This window comes from Streptomyces sp. NBC_01478 (assembly GCF_036227225.1).
In the GTDB taxonomy this organism is placed as follows: domain Bacteria; phylum Actinomycetota; class Actinomycetes; order Streptomycetales; family Streptomycetaceae; genus Streptomyces.
In genome coordinates this window covers 10352618-10377035 of sequence record NZ_CP109444.1, presented here as the reverse complement: position 1 = coordinate 10377035, position 24418 = coordinate 10352618, and the positions used below count along the sequence as shown (strand labels likewise).

At 69.8% G+C, this 24418-nt stretch carries 19 protein-coding genes and 1 pseudogene; 7 read left to right on the top strand and 13 right to left on the bottom strand.

Translation table 11 applies throughout. From position 1 onward, the window contains the following. Positions 1 to 55 precede the first annotated feature (55 nt). The 3 genes from OG223_RS46210 to OG223_RS46200 are packed head-to-tail and all read right to left on the bottom strand — an operon-like array spanning position 56 to position 3667. Entirely contained in the window at positions 56 to 1084 is a 1029-nt protein-coding gene (locus OG223_RS46210) for an ABC transporter permease (protein ID WP_329262776.1), read from the bottom strand. Further along, entirely contained in the window at positions 1077 to 2582 is a 1506-nt protein-coding gene (locus OG223_RS46205; protein WP_329262773.1) for a sugar ABC transporter ATP-binding protein, read from the bottom strand. Before OG223_RS46205 ends, OG223_RS46210 begins: the two co-directional genes overlap by 8 nt. After that, positions 2579 to 3667 carry a sugar ABC transporter substrate-binding protein gene (locus OG223_RS46200; protein ID WP_329262771.1) on the bottom strand — a complete coding sequence of 363 codons (1089 nt, stop codon included), beginning with the start codon at positions 3665 to 3667 and terminating at the stop codon, positions 2579 to 2581. Before OG223_RS46200 ends, OG223_RS46205 begins: the two co-directional genes overlap by 4 nt. A 163-nt stretch (positions 3668 to 3830) precedes the next feature. On the opposite strand from OG223_RS46200, the gene OG223_RS46195 reads away from it, so the two are divergent. Together OG223_RS46195 and OG223_RS46190 are read left to right on the top strand one after the other, a co-directional pair. Next, entirely contained in the window at positions 3831 to 4559 is a 729-nt protein-coding gene (locus OG223_RS46195) for a FadR/GntR family transcriptional regulator (protein ID WP_329262769.1), read from the top strand. 177 nt (positions 4560 to 4736) lie between these two features. Further along, positions 4737 to 5030 (top strand): annotated as a pseudogene (locus tag OG223_RS46190) (effector-associated constant component EACC1); the annotation flags it as partial. Here OG223_RS46190 and OG223_RS46185 read toward each other — a convergent pair. Genes OG223_RS46185 through OG223_RS46160 form a run of 6 tightly spaced genes read right to left on the bottom strand, consistent with a single transcriptional unit; the run spans position 5011 to position 14487 of the window. Further along, complete coding sequence (locus OG223_RS46185) at positions 5011 to 8025, bottom strand: alpha-mannosidase (protein ID WP_329262767.1); 3015 nt, start codon at positions 8023 to 8025, stop codon at positions 5011 to 5013. The pseudogene OG223_RS46190 and the gene OG223_RS46185 overlap by 20 nt on opposite strands. 42 nt (positions 8026 to 8067) lie before the next feature. Continuing rightward, entirely contained in the window at positions 8068 to 10101 is a 2034-nt protein-coding gene (locus OG223_RS46180; protein ID WP_329262764.1) for an endo-beta-N-acetylglucosaminidase, read from the bottom strand. After that, complete coding sequence (locus OG223_RS46175) at positions 10098 to 11342, bottom strand: glycoside hydrolase 5 family protein (protein WP_329265829.1); 1245 nt, start codon at positions 11340 to 11342, stop codon at positions 10098 to 10100. Before OG223_RS46175 ends, OG223_RS46180 begins: the two co-directional genes overlap by 4 nt. A gap of 58 nt (positions 11343 to 11400) precedes the next feature. Continuing rightward, the gene (locus tag OG223_RS46170) at positions 11401 to 12303 is read right to left on the bottom strand and encodes a carbohydrate ABC transporter permease (RefSeq protein WP_329262761.1); all 903 of its coding nucleotides are present in this window, start codon (positions 12301 to 12303) and stop codon (positions 11401 to 11403) included. Then, positions 12300 to 13187 carry a carbohydrate ABC transporter permease gene (locus OG223_RS46165; protein WP_329262759.1) on the bottom strand — a complete coding sequence of 296 codons (888 nt, stop codon included), beginning with the start codon at positions 13185 to 13187 and terminating at the stop codon, positions 12300 to 12302. The genes OG223_RS46170 and OG223_RS46165 overlap by 4 nt, the downstream gene beginning before the upstream one ends. Before the next feature lie 7 nt (positions 13188 to 13194). Then, positions 13195 to 14487 (bottom strand): ABC transporter substrate-binding protein, encoded by a 1293-nt coding sequence (locus OG223_RS46160; RefSeq protein ID WP_329262756.1) that lies wholly within the window; start codon positions 14485 to 14487, stop codon positions 13195 to 13197. 270 nt (positions 14488 to 14757) lie between these two features. Between OG223_RS46160 and OG223_RS46155 the strand changes: the two genes are divergently transcribed. Together OG223_RS46155 and OG223_RS46150 are read left to right on the top strand one after the other, a co-directional pair. Beyond that, on the top strand, positions 14758 to 15765 hold the full coding sequence (locus tag OG223_RS46155) for a LacI family DNA-binding transcriptional regulator (protein WP_329265827.1): 1008 nt from the start codon (positions 14758 to 14760) through the stop codon (positions 15763 to 15765). Positions 15766 to 15835: 70 nt separating this feature from the next. After that, positions 15836 to 16639 carry an SAM-dependent methyltransferase gene (locus OG223_RS46150; RefSeq protein ID WP_329262754.1) on the top strand — a complete coding sequence of 268 codons (804 nt, stop codon included), beginning with the start codon at positions 15836 to 15838 and terminating at the stop codon, positions 16637 to 16639. A 95-nt stretch (positions 16640 to 16734) separates the two neighbouring features. Here the strand turns inward: OG223_RS46150 and OG223_RS46145 are convergent, their stop codons facing one another. Further along, a complete protein-coding gene (locus OG223_RS46145) occupies positions 16735 to 17283 on the bottom strand; it encodes an ATP-binding protein (RefSeq protein WP_329262751.1) in 549 nt (182 codons plus the stop codon). A gap of 213 nt (positions 17284 to 17496) precedes the next feature. On the opposite strand from OG223_RS46145, the gene OG223_RS46140 reads away from it, so the two are divergent. Together OG223_RS46140 and OG223_RS46135 are read left to right on the top strand one after the other, a co-directional pair. After that, positions 17497 to 17748 (top strand): DUF397 domain-containing protein, encoded by a 252-nt coding sequence (locus OG223_RS46140; RefSeq protein WP_234477210.1) that lies wholly within the window; start codon positions 17497 to 17499, stop codon positions 17746 to 17748. A 160-nt stretch (positions 17749 to 17908) separates the two neighbouring features. Continuing rightward, complete coding sequence (locus OG223_RS46135; RefSeq protein ID WP_329262748.1) at positions 17909 to 18814, top strand: helix-turn-helix domain-containing protein; 906 nt, start codon at positions 17909 to 17911, stop codon at positions 18812 to 18814. A gap of 3 nt (positions 18815 to 18817) precedes the next feature. Here the strand turns inward: OG223_RS46135 and OG223_RS46130 are convergent, their stop codons facing one another. After that, on the bottom strand, positions 18818 to 20365 hold the full coding sequence (locus tag OG223_RS46130) for an alpha-L-fucosidase (protein WP_329262746.1): 1548 nt from the start codon (positions 20363 to 20365) through the stop codon (positions 18818 to 18820). 24 nt (positions 20366 to 20389) lie between these two features. Then, entirely contained in the window at positions 20390 to 22246 is a 1857-nt protein-coding gene (locus tag OG223_RS46125; RefSeq protein ID WP_329262743.1) for a family 20 glycosylhydrolase, read from the bottom strand. 281 nt (positions 22247 to 22527) lie between these two features. Here OG223_RS46125 and OG223_RS46120 point away from each other — a divergent pair, with 281 nt between their 5' ends. Then, positions 22528 to 23871: an amidase gene (locus OG223_RS46120; protein ID WP_329262742.1), complete on the top strand. Its 1344-nt coding sequence runs from the start codon at positions 22528 to 22530 to the stop codon at positions 23869 to 23871. Between the two features lie 30 nt (positions 23872 to 23901). Here the strand turns inward: OG223_RS46120 and OG223_RS46115 are convergent, their stop codons facing one another. Next, a complete protein-coding gene (locus tag OG223_RS46115; protein WP_329262740.1) occupies positions 23902 to 24384 on the bottom strand; it encodes a GNAT family N-acetyltransferase in 483 nt (160 codons plus the stop codon). Positions 24385 to 24418 lie beyond the last annotated feature (34 nt).

The window sequence follows — 24418 nt, the reverse complement described above, 5'->3', positions numbered from 1 at the left end:
CCTTTCGGTCGGGTACAGGGATCCGGTGCCGTGCGGGTGCCGGAGGCCGGTGGGGTCAGTCCTGGGCGCGGCCCGTGGTGACGCGGGCGATCATGAGGGCGACCAGGATGATTCCGCCGTAGATGGCCTGGATCCAGAAGGACGGGACCTGGGCGAGGGTGAGGAGGTTCTGGACAACTCCCAGGAGGAGTACGCCGGTCAGAGCGCCGAACATGGTGCCCTTGCCCCCGTCGAGGCTGATGCCGCCGATGACCGCGGCCGCCATCACGGTGAAGATCATGTTGTTGCCCTGGTTGGCGCTGATCGCGCCGACGTAGCCGGTCTGCATGATGCCGCCCACCGAGGCGAGGACGCCCGCGACGACGGACACGCCGAGCAGCATGCGGTCGACGCGGATGCCGGCCGCGCGGGCCGCCTCCTGGTTGCCGCCGATCGCGTACAGGGCGCGGCCGACGCGGTGGTACTTCAGCACGAACCCGGCGACCGCGAAGCAGACCGCGGCCAGCCACACCGACATCGGGACGTTGAGGAAGGTGCTGGTGGCCAGGGTGAAGAAGGAGTCCGGCATGCCGAACAGCGTCTTGCCCTTGGTGGCGCCGACCAGCAGTCCGCGCAGCACGATCAGCATGGCGAGGGTGACGATGAAGGCGTTGAGCTTGAACTTCACCACGAGGATGCCGTTGAAGGCGCCGATGATCCCGCCGACGACGAGGACCGCGACGAGGGCGAGCGGGGCCGCCCACTCGGTGCCCCAGCCGGACTCGGCGGTCGGCAGGACCAGCAGGGCGCCGATGGCGGGCGCGATGCCGACCACCGACTCGAGGGACAGGTCGATCTTGCCGGTGATGAGGATCAGCGACTCGGCCAGGACCACCATCGCGAGCGCGGCGGAGGCACCGAGGATGGAGATCAGGTTCCGTTCGGTGAGGAACGAGTCGTTGACGATCGCGCCGAGCACCAGGAGCACCAACAGGGCTGGTACGAGAGCGAGTTCGCGGGCCCGGCGGAGCAGGACCGTGCGGGCCGAGCCCGCCCCGGTGGCGCGTGGGGCGGCGAGCGGCGGGGCCGCCTTGGTGTCAGCCATGGTCCACTCCTTCGATGGAGGCGATCAGCTCGTGGTCGCGCCAGCCCGCCGGGTGCTCGGCGACGACGCGGCCGTGGAAGAGGACGAGGACGCGGTCGCAGCGCCGCAGGTCGTCGAGTTCGTCGGAGACGACGAGCACGGCGGTGCCGTCGTCGCGGGCGCTGTCCATGCGGGCGAGCAGTGACTCCTTGGACTTCACGTCGACGCCCGCGGTGGGGTTGATGAGGACCAGCAGCCTGGGATCGGAGGCCAGCGCGCGGGCCATGACGACCTTCTGCGCGTTGCCGCCGGACAGGTCCGAGACGGGTTGTTCGGGGCCCTCGGCATGGATGTCGAGGCGGTCGATCAGGTCGGTGGCGAACGCGCGCTTGCGGTCGGTGCCGACGAAACCGAAGCGGCCGAGCCGGTCCAGGACCGTCATGGTCGCGTTGTCCCCGATGGACATCCCGAAGACCAGCCCCTGCCCGTGCCGGTCGCGCGGTACGCATCCGACACCGGCCTTGAGTGCGGCCTGCACATCCCCGAACGGCAGTTGCTCGCCGTCGAGTTGGGCGGTGCCGCCAGTCGGGGTGTACAGCCCGGTGAAGGACTCGGCCAGCTCGATCTTGCCGCTGCCGCTGGACCCGGCGAGTCCGACGACCTCGCCGCGGCGGACGGTGAGATCGACGTTCTGGTACGACTCGGAGGTGAGCCCTCGTGCGTCGAGGAGGACGGGCGCCTCGCTGTCCAACTCCCTTAGCTGCACTTCGAGTTCGGCGATGGACTCCCCCGCCATGGCCTCCACCAGGGCGCGGCGCGGGAGGTCGGCGACCGGTGCGGTGGTGATCCAGCGGGCGTCGCGCAGCACCGTGACGGTCTGGCACACCTCGTACACCTCCTGGAGGTGGTGCGAGATGAACAGGAAGGTGACGCCCGACTCCTGGAGCGCCCGCATCCGGGTGAAGAGCCGCTCGATCTCCCGGTTGTCGAGCTGGGCGGTCGGTTCGTCGAGGACGATGAACCGGGCGCCGAAGCTCAACGCCCTTGCTATCTCCACCATTTGGCGGTCCTCGACCTTGAGGTCCGCGGTGCGCGCCTCGGGGTCGACGCGCACGTCCCAGGTGTCGAGGAGTTCGGCGGCCTCGGTGCGGAGTCGGCGCCAACTGATGACTCCGCCGCGGGAGGTCGGCTGACGGTTGATGAAGAGGTTCTCGGCGACCGTCAACTCGGGGACCACGGTGGGCTTCTGGTAGACGCAGGCCACCTTGGCGCGCCAGGCGTCGCGGTCGGTGAGCGGGGGCGCGGGCTCGCCGTCGAAGCGGACCGTGCCCTCGTCGGGGGCCTGGAGTCCGGTGAGGACGGTGACGAGGGTGGACTTGCCGGCGCCGTTGCGGCCGACGAGGGCGTGGGACTCGCCCGGCAGTACGGTGAGTCGGCCGTCGGCGAGGGCGACGGTGGGGCCGTACCGCTTGACGATTCCCGTCGCCTCCACCAGCGGAGTGGTCAGTGGGGTACTCATTTGACCGTGTTGCCCCAGAGCTTGGGGTCGTCGACGTTGTCCTTGGTGACCAGCGGCGCGGGCAGTTGGTCCTCGAGGATGCCGCTGGGCAGCTTGACGATCGTGGAGTCGTGGTCGGTGGGGCCGGGCTTGAAGGTCTTCCCCGCCATCGCGGCCTTGATGTAGTACATGCCGTACTTGGCGTAGGCGTCGGCCGGTTGGGAGACGGTGGCGTCGATCTCGCCCTTGCGGATCGCGTCGAACTCCTGCGGGATGCCGTCGTTCGAGACGATCGTGATGTGCCCGGCCTTGCCCGCCGTCTTCAACAGGCCCTTGGACTTGAGGGTTTGGAGGGTGGGCGCAAGGTAGACGCCGCCCGCCTGCATGTAGATGCCCTTGATGTCGGGGTTGGCGTTGAGGAGCGTGTCGAGCTTGGAGGCCGCCGTGTCGGACTCCCACTTGGCGGGGATCTCCAGGACCTTGAGCTTCGGGTACTTCTCCTTGACGCAGGCCCTGAACGCCTCCGACCGGTCACGGCCGTTGACCGAGGCGAGGTCGCCCATGATCTGTACGACCTTGCCGCTGGTGATGTGCGCCCCGAGGTATTCGCAGGCCTTCTCGCCGTACGCCACGTTGTCGGCGCGCACGACCATCGCGACCTTGCCCTTGTCGGGCGCCACGTCGACGGCGACTACCGGTACGCCCTTGCGCTCGGCCTGGTCGAGGCCGGCTTCGATGGCGGCGCTGTCCAGCGGGGCGACGACCAGGCCCTTGACGCCCTGGTTCAGCTCGTTGTTGATGTCGGTGATCTGCTGCGAGGGGTCGCTGTTGGAGTTGACCGTCTTCAGTGCCTGGACACCTTCGGACTTCGCCATCTTCGGCACATAGTCGTTGTACGACTGCCAGAACGGCGAGGTCAGCAGGGGCAGGATCACCCCCACCTTGCCGGTACCACTGCTGCCGCCGGCGCTGCTCGCGCCGGTGTCCTTGGTGCTGCCGCACGCCGTGAGCGCGAGGGTGGTGCACGCGGCCGCCGCCGTCGCACGCACCGCCCACGCGGTCAGTCGTCTGCCTTGCCGTCCGTTCCGCACTGTGCTGCCGGCCATCTGTCGGGCTCCTCATCGAGCGTGTTCGAGCAGTTGCCGGAATATTTATCAGACCACTTCGGGGCTACAACACCCTCAGGAGCCAAAAATTCGCGGCTTCGAGTCGTATTGGTCGGACCACATCGGTGACTAGACTGCGCGGACCGGCGACAGGAGGAGTGGCGTGGACGAGACCCTGCCGAGTGAGACGGACCCGGTGGCCGCTCCGCCGAAGGGCACGGTGACGCAGCGCGCCATCGACTCGATCAAGGCGTTGATCGGCGAGGGCCGCCTGGAGCCGGGCCAGCGGCTGCCCACCGAGCGCGATCTCGCGGCCCAACTGGGCATCTCCCGCAGCTCGATGCGCGAGGCGATCCGCGCGCTCACGGTGCTCGGCGTCCTGGAGGCCCGGCACGGTTCGGGCATCTACGTCACGCAGTTGGAGGCCGGCGACCTGCTGGAGACCTTCGGTGTCGTCGCCGACCTCTCGCGCGGCCCGGGCCTGGTGGAGCTCCTGGAGGTCCGCCGCATCCTGGAGTCGACGGCGACGGCCCTGGCCGCCGCCCGCATCACCCCGGACCAACTGGCCGAGGTCGAGAAGCACCTCACGGCGATGAACGCCACCGACGACCCCGAGGAGATCCTCGCCCACGACCTCGCCTTCCACCGCGAGATCGCGGCGGCGGCCGGCAACGACACCATGGCCGCGATCCTGGAGGGCCTGTCGTCCCGGACCTTCCGTGCCCGCGTCTGGCGCGGCTACCAGGAGGAGGGCGCCTTCGCCCGCACCCGCCGCGAACACGCCGCCATCCACCGGGCGTTGGTGGCCCGCGACCCCGAGGCGGCCCGCGCGGCGGCGGCCTCGCACGTGGGCGAGGTCGAGGAGTGGCTCAGGATGCAACTGGGGTCCTGACCGTCCCCCGTACGGTCGGCGGTCCGACGAAAATCGCCGCGCGCCCGCCGCACACGCCCTAGCCCGACCGTCTCGCTCAGGGGGACGAGGGCATGCGGGGGATGACTGTGGACAGCGCGGTGGAAGTGGTCCTGTCCGTGACCGAGTGAGGGTTCCGCGAACCGGCGGACCACTGAACTCCGGGACCGTTGGGAGTACTTGACGGACCGTCCGGCACTGCGCGGCCGGGTGTCACGGCACCCGACGGACGAGACGGAGACGGCGCATCTCGGCCCGCTGACCGACGCGCTGGTCGCCGCGCTCGAACCGGGCGGCGCCTTCACGGTCCTGGCCGGAGCCGTCGTGGCCTGGATCAAGTTCCGCGGTTCCGCCGGATCACGCGCGGCACACGGGCCGTGCCGGTTACCATCACCGCCCGTGTGCGCGCCGGGTCGTCGGCCTACCGCCCGCCTCAGCTCCTCCGCAGCCTGAGGGTCATCAACTGGAAGGGCCGCAGGGCCAGTTGGATACGGTCTCCGTCCAGCACAGGTGCGGCCTCTTCGGCCGACGGCCGCTCCAGCAGGTCCACGACCTCCACGGCGTCGAACGCGAAGCCCGCCGTCAGTGTCGCCCTGGCCCGTCCTCCGTGCGCCTCGTGGAAGCGGACCACGACGTCGCCGCTCCCGTCGTCGGCCAGTTTCACCGCGGTGACGACGACCGCGTCCCGGTCCACGCTCACCAGCGGCGCGACCTCCTGCCCGCCCGTGACGCGCCGCTCCGGCAGGTTGATCCGCCAGCCCTCGCGCACCGCGTCGCCGATGCCCGCGCCGGGCACCAGCGCGTGCCGGAAACGGTGGACGCCCTGGTCGGTCTCGGGGTCCGGGAAGCGCGGGGCCCGCAGCAGGGAGACACGGACCGTGGTGGTCGTCCCCTTGTCGCCGTCGCCGCGCACCGTACGGGTCACATCGTGGCCGTACGTCGAGTCGTTGACGACGGCGACACCCCAGCCGGGCTCCTCCAGGTGGACGAAGCGGTGGTTGCAGGCCTCGAACTTGGCGGCCTCCCATGAGGTGTTGGTGTGCGTGGGGCGGTGGAAGTGCCCGAACTGCGTCTCGGACGCGTACCGTTCGGCGTGTACGTCGAGCGGGAAGGCGAGCTTGAGGAACTTCTCGGTCTCGTGCCAGTCGACCTCGGTGTCGATGAGCAGCCGCCGCTCCCCGGGGGCGAGGGACAGCAGTTGGGTGACCCTGGACGCGCCGAAGGACCGTACGATCCGCACCGTGTTCCCGTCGGCGACGACCTCCTCCGCGTCCGTGAGGTCGGTGACGGTGTTGCGGTAGAACTCGTCGACGTCCCAGGCGTCCCACATGTTCGGGAAATCCGGGTGGAGTTGGAGCAGGTTGGCCGCCCGGCCGGGGGCGATGGTCTCGCGGTCGGCCTCGATGTCGTAGGCGGAGACGACGAGGCCCCGGCCGTCGATCTCGATGCGCAGCAGGCCGTTCTCCAGGACGTGGCCGCCGCCGACCCGTGTCGCGAGGGCCGTCTCGCCCTGCGCCGCCGGGGTCCGGGCGCCGCCCGCGGGGACGCCTTCGCGGGTGTGGGGCGCCGAGTTGAAGAGGAGGGGGGTCGTGCCCTCGCCCGCCAGCGCGCGCTGGGCCGCGTCGATGATGCCGTTCAGCTCGGCGGCCAGCCCCTCGTACGTCTTCCGGGCCTCGCGGTGCACCCAGGCGATGGAGGAACCCGGCAGGATGTCGTGGAACTGGTGGAGCAGGACCGTCTTCCAGATCCGGTCCAAGTCCTCGTACGGGTAAGGGAATCCGGCCCGGACCGCTGCCGTGGCCGCCCACAGTTCGGCCTCGCACAGGAGGTGCTCGCTGCGCCGGTTGCCCTGCTTGGTCCTGGCCTGGCTGGTGAGGGTGGCGCGGTGCAGTTCGAGGTACAACTCGCCTACCCAGACCGGGGGTTCGGGGTACTCGGCCTCGGCCTTCTCGAAGAACTCCTTCGGGGTCTCCCAGGCCACGGTCGCCGAGCCCTCGAGGTCGCGCAGGCGGGCCGCCTTGGCGACCATCTCGCGGGTGGTGCCGCCGCCCCCGTCGCCCCAGCCGGTGGGCGCGAGGGAGTGGCGGGCGACTCCCTTGTCCTTGAAGTTGCGTGCCGCGTGGGCGATTTCACGGCCCTGCATGGAGCAGTTGTAGGTGTCGACGGGCGGGAAATGGGTGAAGATCCGGGTGCCGTCGATGCCCTCCCAACGGAAGGTGTGGTGCGGGAACTTGTTCGTCTGCGACCAGGAGATCTTCTGGGTCAGCAGCCACTTGGAGCCGGCGGCCTTGATGATCTGCGGGAGTCCGGCGGCGAAGCCGAAGGTGTCGGGCAGCCAGGCCTCCTCGTTCTCGATGCCGAACTCGTCGAGGAAGAACCGCTTCCCGTGCACGAACTGACGGGCCATCGCCTCCGAGCCCGGCATGTTGGTGTCGGACTCCACCCACATGCCGCCGGCCGGCACGAACCGCCCGTCCGCCACCGCCTTCTTGACCCGCGCCCACACCTCGGGCCGGTGCTCCTTCACCCAGGCCCACTGCTGGGCCTGGGACATGGCGAAGATGAAGTCGGGTTCGTCCTCCAGCAGTGCGGTCATGTTGGACGTCGTACGGGCGACCTTGCGCACCGTCTCACGCAACGGCCACAACCACGCCGAGTCGATGTGCGCGTGCCCGATCGCGCTGATGCGGTGCGCGGACGGCACGGCGGGCGTCGACAGGACGGCCGCGAGCTGCGAACGCGCTCGCTCCGCCGTGCCGTTGACGTCCTGGAGGTCCACGGCGTCCAGCGTCTTCTCGACGGCCCGCAGCAGGTCCCAGCGGCGCGCGGAGTCCACCGGCAGCTCGGCCATCAGCTCGCCGACCACCTCCAGGTCGAGGACGAGCTGCCAGACGTGCTCGTCGAGGACCGCGAGGTCCATGCGGGTGAGCGTGTACTGCGGCTCGCTGCCCGCGGTCTCCTTGTCGCCCAACCGGGTCGGCACGAAGGGGTGGTAGTCCATGACCACCGGGTTGGACGCGGCCTCGATGTGCAGCACAACCTCCTCGCCGCCGGCGACGGGCGCGCCGATCCGCACCCACTGGTTGCGCGGGTTGAGGCCCTTCACGGGGGTGCCGTCGGGCCGGTAGACGAGGCCCTCGCACTGGAAGCCGGGCATGTTCTCGTCGAAGCCGAGGTCGAGCAGCGCCTCGACGGTCTTGCCGGCCCACTCCTGGGGGACGGTCCCGGTGACACGGAACCAACTGGTCCCCCAGGGAGCACCCCACCGGGCACCCACCTCGATCGGTTCGGGTGTGCCCGCGAGCCCCTCGGCCACGGGCACCGGCTCGTCGGGCGCGTGCCAGACGGCCACCTCCAGCGGCACGGACTCGGGGTACACGGCGGGACGGATGCGCTCTTCGAGGACGCGCTTGAGGCGGGCTTCGACCAGGCTGCGGTCGTCATGCATGTGGGGTGCTCCGTAGCTCGGTTGCGGGTTGGGTTACGGCTGTTACCAGGTGTGCGCGACGGCCACGGGGGCCGACGCTGTGTAGAGCTCCCCTGTCGCGCGCAGTTCGAACCACGCCTGCTGCTCGCCCTGTTCGGCCTGCTGCCCGCCGACGAAGAAGGCGCGCTGGCAGGTGCCGCCGAGGAAGCGCCGGGTGCCGTCGGGCAGGAGGCGGTGGAGGGTGTAGTGGCGTACGGCGCCGGGCGCGGCGTCCCAGGCGAAGCGCAGGTCGCCTCCGGTGGCGGCGGTGATCCGCAGCCCGGAGGGGGCGGCGGGCGGCTGCGTGTCGTTGACCTCGCGAACAGCGAGACCGCCGAGCCGCCAGTTCACAACACTGCCGCTCGCGTCGGCCGCGGTGAGCCGTACACCGATCGCATGCAGCGTCCCGGAAAGCCCTGTGAGCGGCACGGTCACCGTCTGCCACCCGTTGACCGAGTTCACAGGCAAATAGGTGTACGGCGGTGTCGACCCCGCCGTGCTCGGCTCGGCCGTGGCGACCGCCAGCTCGACGTTCACACTGCCGGTGTCGGTGCGGAAGGTCAGGTCGACAACCGTGTCAACACCGATCGGCAACTGTGAACCGTACAGATCCACCGTCGTCGGTTGATCCAGTACACCGGAGACCAGCACACTGCTGCCGCCGCGCCAGGCGTCCGCGAAGTCGAAGGTCACCGTGGGGCGTTGGCCGGCCGTCCGCACCACCCAGCGCCGGGACGGCAGCCGGTCCTGCAGTCCGAGGTGGTTCCACGGGGTGACCGAGGTGACCGCGCCGTCCTCGTACCAGCGCAGCCCGTGCCCGGTGTTGAACACGCTCGCGAACGGCAGCGCGCCGCCCACCGTCGACCGGTCCGCGACCGACACGGCCGGTGCCCGCCAGGTGTCCGTGCCGTCCGGCCGCGACGGGTCGAGTGAACGCCCGGTCCAGAACCGGTCGTCGGCCGCGTGGAAGTCGCCCGGGGTGCGGCTCGCGGGCAGGTGGTTGCGGGTCCACTCGGGCCGGTAGAAGCCGATCGACGTGATGTGCGCCTTGGTGGTCGGCACCATCGCGTCCCAACTCACGGACGTACTCGATCCGTTGGACTCGACGTCGACGCCCGCCCACAGCTCGTAGCGGCTGCGCCCGAGGCCGTCCGCCTTCGTCCCGGACGCGGCGAGGGTGCTCGTGCTCCACCGGAAGTCGATGAACATGTCGTTCGCGGCCTGGAAGAACGCCTGGTTCGAGGTGTTCAGCGCACCCTGCCAACTGACCGTCCCGTTCACGGTCATCGCGTCGTACCAGGTGACCCGCTGCCCCTGGGCGGCGGCGAGGGACTTCAACTCGCCGAGGAAGCCCTGCATGTCGGTGCCGAGGGCGGTGTTCCCGCCGCTGGTCTCGGCGTTGACGAACCAGCCGTCGAAGCCGTACGCGGCGGCCACGGCGACGAGTTGGGCGGCGAGCGGATAGTGCCCGGCGGCGTCCTTCTGGACCAGGTCGCGGGTCCACTGGAGTTGTCCGCCGTAGGCGACGGGCGGCAGGAAGATGTTGCCGAGGACGGGTACGCCGTGCCGGTGGGCGGCATCCACGACGGGCGCGTTGGGGGCGAGGATGATGCCTTCGCCGGAGGAGCCGCCCCAGAAGACGAGTTCGTCGAGGTAGGACCAGTGGGTGAGGGCGTAGTAGTCGGCGGTGGCGGCGCCCTGGGAGGGGTTGCTCGACGTCGGCCCGAAGGAGACCAGGGACTGGATGCGGGCCTGTCCTGAGCGGGCGGTGCTGTTGGCCGGGGTCGGGGTGAAGCGTGCGGCCAGCGGGACGGCGGCCGCGTTGAAGGCGAGGTCCGTGTCCGAGGCTGCGGTCCAGGTCTTCAGGCTGTTCCAGGTGATGCCGGTGCCCGGGGTGCCGGCGGGCAGGGAGTCCGGGTACCAGTAACTGGCGTACGGCTGGCCGGTGTTGGCGGCGGCCTGCTGGGCCGCGAAGGCGGGCGCGGGCAGTTGGGGCAGCAGGGTGGCCGCCGCGCCGGCGAGCAGGACGGTGCGTCTGGTGGGGCGTCCGGGGTTCACGAGCTGGTGTCTCCTTGTGGGGTGGGGAGTACCTGGTCGGGAGTGACGACTTCGGTGATGCCGCGCGCGGCGAGGTGTTCCTTGTCGTCCGCGCGCACGTCGAGGACGGTCGCCGGGCGGGCGCCGTCGGCGACGAGTCTGAAGTAGGCGTCGAACACCGGCCCGCCGGGACCGCAGACCGAGCGGACCGACGGATCGGCGGGCACGACGAGGGCCGTGGTGCGGACGGCGGGTTCGTACGTGGGCTCGCGGGCCGCCTCGGCCACCACCAGCGCGATGTCCTTGGCCCGCCGGTCGTTGGTCAACAGGCCCAGCCCGTACTCGAGTTCGGGGAAGTCGGCGAGATCGCGGGACACGTCGTGCGAGCACCACCAGGTGATGCCCCACAGGTCGGGACAGTCGAGAGCGTTGGCGATGGTCGCGGAGGCGAAGTCGGCCGCGTGCTCGGCCGGGACGAGCGGCTGGGGCGCGCCGACCTCCTGGAGCCAGACGGGCCGGTGCGGTGCGTCGGCCCAGGCCTTGCTCAACTCGACGAGATAGGCGGCGTGATGCTCGCTCTGCACGGAGGCGCGGCCGTGGCGTTGGCCGGTGCCGTTGAAGACCCAGGAGTGCACGGCCGTCATCGCGCCGTGGCGGGCGGCCTGGGCCGGGGTGAACGGCATGTCGTCCTGGTACCAGGTCGCGTCGTACTCGGCGTGCAGATGCGGCTTGCCGGGCGCCCCCTCCGCGCAGGCGGCGAGCATCCGCGTCAGCCAGGCGTCGATCTGGTCCTCCGTCGCCCGGTCGGGGTCCGGATGCGGGCCGGCCGAGAACTGGTTGACCTCGTTGCCGAGGGTCATGCCGATGAAGTGGGGGCGGTCGGCGAGGGCGGCGGCAAGGGTGCGCAGATAGGCGGCCTGGCCGTCGAGGACGTCCGGGTCGGTGAAGAGGTTGCGCCGGTGCCAGGTCCGGGTCCAGGCGGGCAGATAGTCGAAGCTGCTCAAGTGCCCTTGCAGACCGTCCACGTTGACGTCGAGCCCGCGTTCACCGGCCGCGTCGACGAGCTGAACCAGTTGCTCCACGGCCTGGGGGCGGATCAGTGTGCGGTTGGGCTGGAAGTACGGCCACAGCGGGAAGACCCGGATGTGGTCGAGGCCCAGCTCGGCGATCGAGTCGAGGTCGGCGCGCACGGAGTCGAGGTCGAAGTCGAGCCAGTGGTGGAACCACCCTTGGCTGGGCGTGTAGTTGACGCCGAAGCGCACGGCAGAAGACATCGGGATCCTGGTTCTGTGGTGCGTACGGGAGGAGTTCAACCGTCGGTCAGCCCTTCACGGCGCCTTCGCCCACGCCCCGGAAGAAGTACCGCTGGAGGCAGGCGAAGAGGGCGATCAGGGGTGCCACGGCGATGACCGTGCCGGCGGCGACGAGGCGTTCGTCGTTGGCGAAGGTGCCGTGCAGATAGTTGAGGCCGATGGTGAGGGTGAACTTGGACGGGTCGCTGAGCACGATGAGCGGCCACAGGAAGTCGTCCCAGGCGCCCATGAAGGCGAAGATCGCGACGACGGCGATCGTCCCCTTCACGGACGGCAGCGCGATCCGCAGGAACCGCTGCCAGACGTTGGCGCCGTCGACGAAGGCCGCCTCCTCGATCTCGTACGGCAGGTTGAGGAAGGCGTTGCGCATCAGCAGGACGTTCATCGCGCCGATGCAGCCCGGGAGGACCACCCCGATCAGAGTGTTGTTGAGGCCCAGCTCCCGCATGGTGGTGAACTGGGCGATGATGATGCCCTCCACCGGCACGAGCATCGCGAGGATGAAGACGAGGGTGGCCACGCGGCGGCCCCGGTAGCGCAGCCGGGCCAGCGCGTAGCCCGCGAGGGCCGAACCGACGCAGTTCGTCACGACGTTGGCGCCGGCGACCTTCAGCGAGTTGAAGGCGTAGTCCCACACCGGGATGGTGTCGGCGACCCGCTGGTAGTTGTGCAGGGTGGGGTGTTCGGGCAGGAAGGTCGGCGGTGAGCTGTAGATGTCCTCGGTCGGGCCCTTGAGCGAGGTGGAGAGCTGCCACACGAAGGGGCCGACGGTGATGGCGAGGACGACGAGCAACAGCGTGTAGCGCAGGGCGAGTTCCCAGCCGCGGATGCGGCGGCCGTGCTCGTCGGTGACGCGGGGTTCGCGAACCGCCGTCTCCTGGACGGGTCTTGTGCGTTCGATGACGCTCAAGCGTCCTCCTTCCGGTCGGCCCGCAGCACGAGCAGCATCAGCGCGACGGTGACGACGAAGACGACGACCGAGAGCGCGGAGGCGTAGCCGACGCGGCCGGTCAGGCCGGTGCCGGTGCGCTGGACGAGCATCACGAGGGTGGTGTCCTCGCCGGCCGGTCCGCCGCTCGGGCCCGCCATCAGGTACACCTCGGAGAACACCTTGAAGGCGGCGACCGAGGACAGCGCCCCGACGAGGACCATGGTGGAGCGGACGGCGGGCACGGTCACCGTGAAGAAGCGGCGGATCACGCCCGCGCCGTCGACCGAGGCGGCCTCGTGCAGTTCGCGCGGCACACTGGCGAGCGCGGCCAGGTAAATGATCATGTAGTAGCCGAGGCCCTTCCAGACCGTGACGGCCATGGCGCTCAGCAGGAGCAGCCACTGATCGCTGAGGAACCCGATCCGGCCGACGCCGATCGTCTCCAACAGCGAGTTGACCAGGCCGCGTTCGTCCAGCAGCCAGACCCAGATGAGCCCGACCACGACGATCGACGCGACGACCGGGGTGTAGAAGGCGGACCGGAAGAAGGTGATGCCGGGGATGTTCTTCTGCACCAACAGGGCGAGCAGCAGCGGGAGTACGACGAGTGCGGGGACCACCCCGAGGATGTACAGGGTGCTGTTGCGCAGGCCGGTCCAGAACATGTCGTCGTGCCACAACTCGCGGAAGTTGGCGAACCCCACGAAGTGGCCGGGGATCAGCGTGCGCCGGTCCGTGAAGGAGTTGGCCACGGTGGAGCCGAAGGGATAGAGCACGAAGGCGCCGACGACGAGCAGCCCGGGGGCGGCGAACAGCCAGGGACTGGTGGGCAGTTGGCGCCGCACGCGGGACACGTCGGCCATGGGACCCTCAGCCTTCCTGCTGAAGCAGTGTGTCGCAGGCCTTGACAGCGTTGTCAAGAGCCGTCTTGGGGCTCTCCTTGCCTTGCAGCGCCTTGGCCACCTCGTTGCGCAGCGCGGTCTTCATCTGCTCACTGAACAGCACCGGCGTGTAATTCACCGCGTTTTTCAGGGACTTGGCGGCGGCGATCCGCACCCGTGTCTCGTCGGTGCCGTCCTCCTTGGTGAAGTACGGGTCGTCGAGGGAGCCGGCGGTGCTCGGGAAGATGGCGACCTTCTTCGCGAACGACATCTGCTGCTGGGCGTCGGTGACGTAGTGCGCGAAGGCCACGGACGCGGGCGTGTGCTTGGTCTTGGAGTTGACCATCACGCCCATCACGTACATGTTGACGTGCCCGGTGCTGGTGATCTGGTCGGTGATGCCGATGTTCTTGTACAGGGTGGGCGCCTGCTTCTTGAAGTTGTCGAGGTCCAGGGCACTGCCCGGGTTCATCGCGACCGCCCCGGTGAGGAACTTCTTGCCGGACGACTCGGGGGTGGCGGTGAGCGCCTGCGGGTCGAGGGCCTTCGCGTCGTACAACTCCTTGTACTTGGTGAGGAGTTCGATGCCCTTCGCGTCGTCGAAGGCGAAGGCGGTGCCCGCCTTGTTCATGAGCTCGACGCCGTAACGGCCGAAGTCCTCGACGGTGGGGACGTTGGCCAGGGTGGCGACCTTGCCGTCGGTCTTCTTCGCCAACTGGAGCGCCTGGGCGAAGAGTTCGTCGTACGTCTTCGGCGGCTGGTCGGGGCCGAGTCCGGCCTGCTCGAAGAGGGACTTGTTGTAGAAGAGCGGGCCGGTGTTGAGGTACCAGGGGAAGGCGTAGGTGCCGGTCATGCCCGGTATCTCGTGGCTGGCCCAAGCCCCGGCCAGGTACTCGCTCTTGTACTTCGCGGCCGACTTGTCGAGGTCGAGCGCGAGGCCCGCCTTGGCGAGCGGGGCGACCAGGTCCGGGGAGACGTTGACGACGTCGGGCAGGGTGCCGCCGGCGGCGTCCGCGCTGATCTTGTCGGCGTAGCCCTCGGCGGGCTGGTCGATCCACTTCACATGGGTGCCGGGGTACTTCTTCTCGAAGCCGGAGATCACGCCCTCGAAGTACGACTTGAAGTTGGCGCGGAGGTTCCAGGTCTGGAAGGTGATGTCGCCCTCGACCTTGCCCGAGGCGTCGGTCGATCCGCCGTCGTCTCCCCCGGAGCCGCAGGCGCTCAGCGGCATGAGGACTACGGCGGCGGCAGCGGCGGCGAAGACTCTGCGGGAGATGCGCACGGTGGGTGGCTCCTTTGCCGTGGGGGTGGCCGATCGTGCCGGGGCAGACCTTGCACGCTGTCCGGCGGGCGAGTCAATGGATTCCGCTCAGCTAAATTCATTAGTTGGCCGGATCCGGCCAACTGCACTGGTCAGAGGGGCGTGTTCGCATTCTTGCGGTGGATCACTAATGCGCTTTAGGGTGTGCTGGCTCAAGCGCATTAGTGCGCGGCTCCGGTGGAATGGAGAGCAGGCTTGTCAGGCAAGCGGTCGCCCGCGCGTCGGCCGACGATGAAGGACATCGCGCAGCGCGCCGGTGTGTCCGAGAGCGCGGTCTCCTTCGCGCTCAACGGGCGGCCGGGCGTCTCCGAGATCACCCGCGACCGGGTCCGCCGGGTCGCGGAGCAGTTGGGCTGGCGGCCCAGTACGGCGGCGCGGGCACTGTCCGGGGAGGGCGCGGCGACGGTCGGTTTCGTGCTCGCCCGGCCCGCGGACACCCTCGGCGTGGACTCCTTCTTCCTCCAACTCGTCTCGGGCATCCAGGAGATACTGGCCGAGCGCCATCTCGGGCTGCTCTTCCAGATGGCCGAGGACGTCGACGACGAGTGCGCGGTGTACCGGCGCTGGTGGGCCGAACACCGGGTGGACGGCGTCCTGGTGGCCGACCCGCGCACCGCCGACCCCCGCCCCGACCTCCTCGACGAACTGGGCCTGCCCGCCGTGGTGATCGGCGGCGCGCCGGACGAACGCCATCCCGGTCTGTCCACGGTGTGGGCCGACGACGCGGGCGCGATGGCTTCCGTCGTCGACGAGTTGTACGCGCGCGGCCACCGCCGTATCGCGCACATCGCGGGCCTGCCGGGCCTCGCGCACACCGAGCGCCGGATCCGCGCCCTGCGCGCCGAGGCCGCGCGGCGCGGGCTGACCGAGGTGCGCTCGGTGACCACCGACTACTCGGACGCGGCGGGCGCCGCCGTCACCCGCCGGGTCCTCGAAGTCGCCGCTCCCCCAACGGCGTTGATCTATGACAACGACGTGATGGCCGTCGCCGGGGTGGCCGCCGCGACCGAACTCGGCCGCTCCGTACCGGCGGACGTGTCGGTGGTCGCCTGGGAGGACTCGGCACTGTGCCGCATGGTCCGGCCATGGCTGTCGGCGCTGTCCCGGGACAGTGTGGAGTTCGGCCGTACAGCGGCCCGGGAGTTGACCGCGCTGCTGGACGGCGGCCCGGCGCGCACGGTGCGGGTGCCGGTGCCGCGGCTGATCGAGCGGGACAGTACGGGACCTGCACGGGTATGAAAGGGAGGTGTCTCCCGGTTCGAGCCCGAATCGCCGGACACCGCCGGGTACTTCGTGTGAGGCTTTGCCCATGACCTCCGAAGACCCGCTGGCCGACCGGCTCCAGCTCGACCGGCCGCACTCCGCCCGTGTGTGGAACTTCCTCCTGGGCGGCAAGGACAACTACGCCGCCGACCGCGAAGCCGGCGAAATGATCATCCAGATGTTCCCGGACATCGCCCTGCTCGCCCGCCTCCAACGAGGCTTCCTGGTCCGGGCCGTGCACTATCTCGCCGCGGAGGCGGGCATCCGCCAGTTCCTGGACATCGGAACGGGCCTGCCCACCGTCGACAACACGCACGAGGTCGCGCAGCGCATCGCGCCCGAGAGCCGCATCGTCTACGTCGACAACGATCCGCTGGTCCTCGTGCACGCCCAGGCGCTGCTCACCAGTACCCCCGAGGGCGCCTGCGCCTACGTCGAGGCCGATGTGCGCGATCCCGAGCGGATCCTCGAAGCCGCGGCCGAGACACTGGACTTCAGCAAGCCGATCGCCCTGACGATGCTGGGCATCCTGGGCCAGATCCCGGACTCGGACGAGCCCGAGGCCGTCGTGGCCCGCTTCCTCGACGCGCTGCCCCCCGGCAGCTATCTCGCGCTGACCGACGGCACCGACACCAACGAGGCGCTCAACCAGGCGATCTCGGTGTACAACGCCAACTCCGCCAGCTCCTACTACCTGCGCAGCCCCGCGCGGGTGACGGCCTTCTTCGAGGGTCTCGAAGCCGTCGAACCCGGCATCGTCCCCATTTCCCGGTGGCGGCCCGGGCCGGTCGACGTGGGCCGTGATCCGTCCGACGTGGACACGATCTGCGGCATCGGCCGCAAGGTCTGAGCAGCAACAGCGAAGCGGGGCACCGGCGTTGAGCCGGTGCCCCGCTTTCCTGTGTGTCCGGTTCCTTGTGTGTCTGAATCCTTGCGTGTCCGGCGTCAGAGCCGGAACAGCGCCCACACCGTCTTGCCGCCGCCCGCCCGCAGGTTCCAGCCCCACGACTCGCTCAGCGCGGAGACCACCTGGAGACCGCGCCCGGACTCCGCGAACTCGTCCGGGCTGCCCTGCACGGGTATGCGGTCGCTGTCGTCGGTGACCGCGCACACCGCGTACGGCAGCCGGTCCCACACCGCGAGCCACAGTGAAGGCTGCTGCTCGGCAAGGGAGTTGGCCGCCCGGCCGTAGCGCAGCGCGTTGCTCACCAGTTCCGACACGGTGACCGCCATGTCGTCGAGGACCTCGTCCCCGGCCCGGCCGGTCAGTGCCGCGCGGGTGAAGTCCCGTGCCACATGCGCCGATTGAGGCATCGGCGGCACGACCAGGACGGAACAGAGAGCGGGGTCTCGCCCGTCCCCGACCGTAGGGACCCGGGTGACGGTCTGTCCCGGCTCGGGCCGGCCCACCTCGTCCACGGCTCGGCACAGCCACTCCCAAGTCCCCTCGATGTGGAGGGTGTTGGTCGGCCGTACGACTTGCTCTGCGGACATCGCGACCCCTGAGACCCCTGAGAGGAGAACAACTGCGCGGCTACACCTGTCCGGAACATGGTCCTCCGAGTGCCCCTGCGAACGCAAGTGCATCGGCAATTACCGCTGCAATTGCAGACGATCTTGCGAGCGGCTCACCCGAGGGCTATCGTCCTGCACATCACCAATGGGTGCAATTGAAGCTGCAATTGCATCCGATCTTCCGGGGGAGCGATGAGGCCTCAGATCGTGCACGAGAACGGCATGGCGGCGACCCTGCTGAACGGCGCGCAGTGGCGCAAGAGCCACCACAGCAACCCCGAGGGCAACTGCGTCGAGTTGGCCGCGCTCTCCGACGGTCACATCGCCGTGCGCAACTCGCGTCATCCCGAAGGTCCGGCGCTCGTCTACACCAGTGCCGAGATCTCCGCGTTCGTCCGCGGTGTGAAGGACGGCGACTTCGACGGCCTACTCCCCGGTCGCTGAAGTCAGGCAGAACCCGCGGATGGCCGGAAGGCGCCGGACACAGGCCGGCACCTTCCGGCTCCTTCACTCCCCGCAGTTATCCGGAACCTCGGTGCTACGATCCTCCTTTGAGTCCCGAAAACTTGCGGACGGCATCGGCGCGACCGCCGAGGGGATGAACATGACTGCAGCTCAACCGGAATACGCTCCCTCGGGTTCGGATGTGCTGAGCCTTCAGCGCGGTGGTCCGACGGTCCAGCGCATCATGCTGGGCACGCGTCTGCGCCGCCTGCGCGAGTCCCTCAACATCACCCGGGACACGGCCGCTTCGGCGATACGCGCCTCGGACGCCAAGCTGTGCCGCATGGAGCTGGGCCGCGTCGGCTTCAAAGAGCGCGACGTGGCCGACCTGTTGACGCTGTACGGCCTCCAAGAGCCCGACGTACGCCAGGACTTCCTGGACTCGGCCCGCCGTGCCAACGAACCCGGCTGGTGGCGCGCGTACGGCGACTCCTTCCCGGCCTGGTTCGAGCAGCATCTGGGGCTGGAGGAGGCCACCTCCCTCATCCGCACCTACGAAGTCCAGTTCATTCCCGGCCTGTTGCAGACCGCCGGGTACGCCGAGGCCGTCATCCGGCTCGGCCGTCCCACCGACACCCCGGACTCGATCCAGCGCCGCGTCGAACTCCGCATGACCCGCCAGGAGTTGCTCACCCGGCCCGGCGCTCCGAGGCTGTGGGTCGTGGTGGACGAGGCGGCGCTGCGCCGTCCGCTCGGCGGAGCGGACGTGATGCGCGAGCAGTTGCGGCACCTCGTCGAGACGGCCGCCCTGCCGAATGTGACGCTTCAGGTGCTGCCGTTCCACGTGGGCGGCCATGCCGCCGCCGGCGGTCCGATCACCGTGCTGCGCTTCCCGGTGCCGGACCTGCCCGACGTCGTCTATCTCGAACAGCTCACCAGCGCCCTCTACTTGGACAAGCCCGACGAGGTCGACCGCTATCTCGCGGTCATGGACCGGCTGAGCATGGTGGCCTCGCCGGCCCCCGAGTCCGTGGCCTTCCTGGAGAAGCTGCTCAAGGACGGCTGACCCTCAGATCCGCGACCGGTACAGCCCGAACTCCGCGATTCCCACGGCACCCCGGGCCGCCGTCACCCGGATCCGCCACCGCCGCGCCCGTACGGGCCCGGCCAGCAGCAGGATGCGGCTCGCGCCGATCGTCCCGGCGCGGGTGACCTCCGTCCAGGCCCCGTCGACGTAGGCCTCGACCACGAAGGCCTCGACCTGCTGGCCGTGGCGCCCGATGTCCTCCGCCAACCGGACGCGGTCCACGGCCTGTTCCGTACCGAGGCCGACGGTGACCCGTCCCGGCGAGAGCGCCGTCCGGGCCCCGCGCGCCAGGTCCTCGGGCAGTTCCCGGTCCACACGCTCGCGGAACTCACGCAGACGCGCCACGTCCGGGGCCGCCAGCAGGCCGTCCGTGTCCGGTGGCACGTTGAGCAGCAGGACAGAGTTGCGGCCGACCGACCCGAAGTAGATGTCGATCAACTCCTCGACACTCTTGGGGAGTTGACCGGGGTGGTAGAACCAGCCGTCGTGGATCGACACATCGCACTCGGCGGGCCACCACTGCAGGTAGTCGGTGTTCGGCTGCGCGAAGACGAGCGCGCCACGACTGCCCTGGTCGGGGGTGTCGTAGGACAGAGCCCAGTCCGTGCGGCCGTACTGCTCCTCCTTGACCGGGAGGACGCTCCACTCGTCCTGGCGCGCGGTGCCGCCCTCGTTGCCGACCCACCGCACATCCGGTCCGGTCACGGCGATCGCCGCGTCCGGGGCCAGCGATCTGACCAGCGTGTACCAACTGTCCCAGTCGTAGTCCTCGACCTTGCCCGGCGGGATGCGACCCTGGGCACCGTCGAACCAGACCTCGTCGATCGGGCCGTACTCGGTCAGCACTTCGTAGAGGGTGTTGAGCATATGGGCGCCGTAGTCGGTGGCGTCCAGCGTGTAGAAGGCGTCCGGTGAGCGGTCGTCGCCGTCGACGAGGGTCGGGACGGTGCGCGTGGCGCGTGCGCTGCCGTTGGCGTAGACGCCGTGGAGGTACTGGTTCTCGTCGGCGGGCGAGAGGTAGACGCCGGCCTTGATGCCGTACCGCCGCATGGAGTCGACGAAGGAGCGCAGTACGTCGCCCTCCCCCGCACGCCAACTGCTGTACGCGACCGCGTGGTTGGTGTAGCGGGAGGGGTAGAGGACGAAGCCGTCGTGGTGCTTCACGGTGAGGATCGCGAGCTTGAAACCGCCGTCGCGCAGGGCGCGGGCCCACTGGTCGGTGTCGAGGCCGGCCGGCTGGAACACGTTCGGGTCCTCGTCGCCGGTCCCCCACTCCAGGCCGGTGAAGGTGTTCACGCCGAAGTGCAGGAACGCGGTCCGCTCCAGTTTCTGCCAGGCCACCTGCCGTGCGGTGGGCCTGACGTGGGAGGCCTTGCGGACCAGGTCGGCCTCGGTGTCGTCCGGGCCGACGGGGATGCGGGAGCGGTCGGCGGTCGGGGGCGGAGGTGCCGCGAGAGCGGGAAGCGTGGTGGTGCCGGTCGCCGCGAGCGCGGTGGCCGAGAGGACGAAGAGACGTCTGGAGAGGGCCATGGGCGTGGGACTCCTCTGGTCTGGTCAAAGTGCGGTCAAGTGCCAAATGGCGGGCCGGTGTTGGTCCGGCGGGTACTGCACGAGCCGGCCGTCGTCCGCGATGCTCAGCGCCATCTGTGTGATCGCGTTCACCAGCCGGTAGCCTCCCGGTACGGGGGTCAACTCCCAGCGCTGCATGGTGTTCGCGGCGTCGCAGGACTGCGGGGTCGCCGAAACTCCGGGCTGGAGCGGCACGTTGAGGGTCAGCTTGCCGCCCTGTATCTCCAGGCAACCCGCCGCGGTCCGTACCGTCGCATAGCCGTCCGGCGTGCGTTGCACCGCGGCGTCAAGAGAGGCCCCCGTCGTCCGGAAGCTGTATGTCCCGTCCGCCACCGGATCCCGGGCCAGGTCCCGCCACCCGGGCGCATGCCCGACTGCCGTACCCCGCGCGGTGAATTGGGCATACGTGGCGTCGGGATGCGGATCACCCCAGGTCGCCTGGGCGAGGTGCCGTAGTGCGGGCTCGGTGTCGGCTGCGACCTCGTTCTCGGTCTCGCCGCGTCCGTTGTCGGGCCAGAGGCTGATCTTCGCGCCGGTGACGCCGGCACTGGAGGCGAGCTTCTCGCCCTCGAAGCTGCGCGGGTCCCACTGCTGGTCGTACAGCGACCCGGTGTCGCTGTGGAAGCCGCCGCGCACGAGGTAGAGGGAGTAGGCCGCGTTCATCAACGGGTAGCCCTGGGCGATGAGTTGGCTCGGTTTCTCGGTGACGTTCAGCCAGTGCTCGACCGTCGTGCCCGCCGCCACCGGCACGGTGTTGGCGCCGGTGAGCCCGTCGTTCCAGATGCGCAGCTTCTTGCCCTTGCTCGCGGCGTAGGCCTGGACGCGGTTGATGAAGTCGATGTAGGCGTCCTGCGGGGTGGCGCTCGCGCCGTACTTCTCCTGGGCGTAGCGCAGCATCTGCGGGTACTTGGAGTAGTCGGAGCCGAGCATGTACTCGTCGGCGCCCATGTGCCAGGACGTCGCGGTGAAGACCTGCGCGTACTCGTCCATCAGGCCGGTGTAGTAGTCGAACGCGGCCTGCTGGGTGACGTCGAGCCGGGCGGGCTGCTTGGTGCCGTCGCTGTCGGTGAGCTGGAGGTCGGGGCGGTTCTCTATCCACGGGTCCATGTGGCCCGGGGAGTTGATCTCGGGGATGATCTCGACGTGGTACTTGTCGCCGAGCGCGACGAGGCGGCGCAGCTCGTCCTTGGTGTAGTAGCCCCAGGTGTTCGCCTCGGGGTGCGCGTCGCTCTTCACCTTGATTTCCAGGAGCAGTTGGTTGAGCTTGTGGTACGCCATCTCGCGCACCAGGTTCTCCAGCCAGGGCAGGGAGATGTGGATGTAGCAGGCGCAGACCCCGACCCCGCGTTCCTGGTAGCGCGGTACGTCGACCGTGCGTCCGGCCGGTATGTGGTCACCCTGGGCCAGCAGTTGGAGGAGGGTTCGGGTGCCGTAGAAGGCTCCGGTCTCGGTCGCGCCGGTGACCGACAGCCGTGTGCCCGCCCGGAGTTCATAGCCCTCCGCGCCCAACGAGCCCCGTGTCGGCCGGACTTGGATAACGATGTCGCCGGGCCGGGCGGCACCGCCCCGTACGACGGGCACTGTGCCGTGACCGGCCGCCTTGAGGTCGTCGGCGAGGGTGTCGGCGACCCTGCGCTCACCCGCGCTGCCGGCCACCAGCCGGGTCCCGCCGCCGAAGTCGTAACTCCCGGACTCGGGCGTCCAGTCGGACAGTGCCGGCACGGTCACCGGCGTCGCCGCCCGCTCCTGCTGGACCGCGACCGCCGCCCCGGGCGCCGCGAGCAGCGCGCACACCGCCGCGAAGCCGATCAGTCGGAACCGTCTTTTTCTGCGCTCAGTCATGCCACTCCACTGGTCGCGATTGATCGGACGTCTGATGATTGGACCGACCTCAGGGGCTGTCAATGGGCAGCAGGAGTAGCCAAGTTGGGCCAGTGATCGGAGGACCGGCTGGTCAGCGGGCACTCGCCAGGAAGCGGCCCGCGAAAAAGTCCAAGAAGACGGTCACGTATGTCCAAGGCGAACCCCTCCCCGCTTCACGGGGCGGCAGACCCTCGACGCGGCGGCGACAGCGAGGCACAGTTCTCCGTACATACTCGCGAGTAAGTCGAAGGAGCGCGCCCGTGACCAACTGGGTCGGCCGTACCGCCGCAGAGATATCCGCCGCCGTACGCGAGAAGCGGGTCACTCCGCGTGAGGTGGTGGCCGAGCATCTCGCCCGGATCGAGCGGCTCGACGGGCGGATCGGCGCGTTCCGAGTCGTGCGGGCGGAGGCCGCGCTCGCGGAGGCCGACGAGGTGGCAGCGCGGGCCGATCTGACCCAACTGCCCCTGGCGGGCGTGCCGGTGGCCGTGAAGGACAACCTGGCCGTGACGGGCGAGTCCAACCGGGTCGGCTCGGCCGCGACCCCGGACACCCCCGCCGACCACGACCATGTCACCGTGGCGCGGCTGCGGGCGGCGGGTGCGGTGGTCGTCGGACTGACGAACGTGCCCGAGCTGTGCGTCTTCGGGACCACCGAGGGCGTCCACGGCACCGCCCGCAACCCGTGGGACACCACCCGTACCGCAGGGGGTTCCTCGGGCGGCAGCGCGGCGGCGGTCGCCGCTGGCATGGTGCCGATCGCGCTCGGCAACGACGGGATGGGCTCGCTGCGCATACCGGCCGCGAACTGCGGTCTCGTCACCATCAAGCCGGGGTTCGGGGTCGTCCCGGCCGGCATCGGCGACGGCGACTGGTTCGGAATGTCCGAAAACGGCCCCCTGGCGACGACCGTCGAGGACGCCCGGCTGATGTTTTCGGTCATCGCGGACACCCAGGTCGAACGCCCCGACGAGCCGGCCTCCCGCTCCATCGCCGTCTCCGTGCGCAGCCCGCTCGCCGGAGTCGCCGTCGGCAAGCCGTATACGACCGCCGTCCGGGAGGCGTCCGGGCTGCTGGCCAGGGCCGGTCACACGCTGCAGCGCGCCGATCCGCCGTATCCGCTGTCCCTGAGCACGACCTCGCTCGCGCACTGGACGGCCGGGACGTCGGTGGACGCGGCGGGGCTCGACCCGCGGAAGCTGACGCGGCGGACCCGGGTGCACGCGGCGATCGGGCGGCGCTTCGTGAAGGGCGTCCGCACCGGGAAGGGCCGGGAGCGGCTCCGGGAGCGCCTCGCGCCGTTCTTCGCCGAGCACGACATCCTGCTGACGGCGGCACTGGCGCGCCGCTCCCCCAAGGCCGGCCCATGGGACGAGCGGGGCTGGCTGCGGAATGTGCTGGCGAACACCAACTACTCGCCGATGACGCCCCCTTGGAACCTCACCGGCTGGCCCGCCATGTCGGTCCCGTTCGGCACCCTGCCCTCCGGCGCGCCCTGCGCCGTACAACTGGTGGGGCGGCCGGGATCGGAGACGGCGCTGCTGGAGCTGGCGGAGCAGTTGGAGACGCTGCGCCCGTGGGTGCGGACCGCGCCGCTCGACTGAGAGGTCCTGTTCCTCGGCCAGAGGCTCCTTCTAGAGGGCGCGGTGCATGATGTGCAGGCCCACGCGGCCGTCGCGGGGATGCTCGAAGGCGTCCGGCACCGTGCCCAGGATCGTGAAGCCGAGGGAGAGCCAGAGCTTGACGGCCGGGTTGGTCTCGACGACGGCGTTGAAGACCATGCCCCGGAAGCCCTGCTCGCGGGCGGCGGTGAGGATGTGTTCGGCGAGGGCACGGCCGATGCCGCGTCCCCCGTGGTCGGGGTCGACCATGAAGCCGGCGTTGGCGATGCGGTCGGCGGGGCCGCCGTAGTTCGGGGTGACGAAGGCCGAGCCGACGACGGTCCCGGTCTCGTCCTCGGCGACGTACACGCGCTTGGGCGGGGACGTCCACAGGGCCCGGGCCGCCTCTTCGGAGGTGTCCCGGGCCCAGGTGTAGGTGTCGCCGGCAGCGACGATCCGGTGCCAGAAAGGCCAGATCCGCGGCCAGTCGTCGGCCGCGGCTTCTCTGATCAGCATGGGCGCGATTTTCGCACGCCCATGCCGTCGGCGA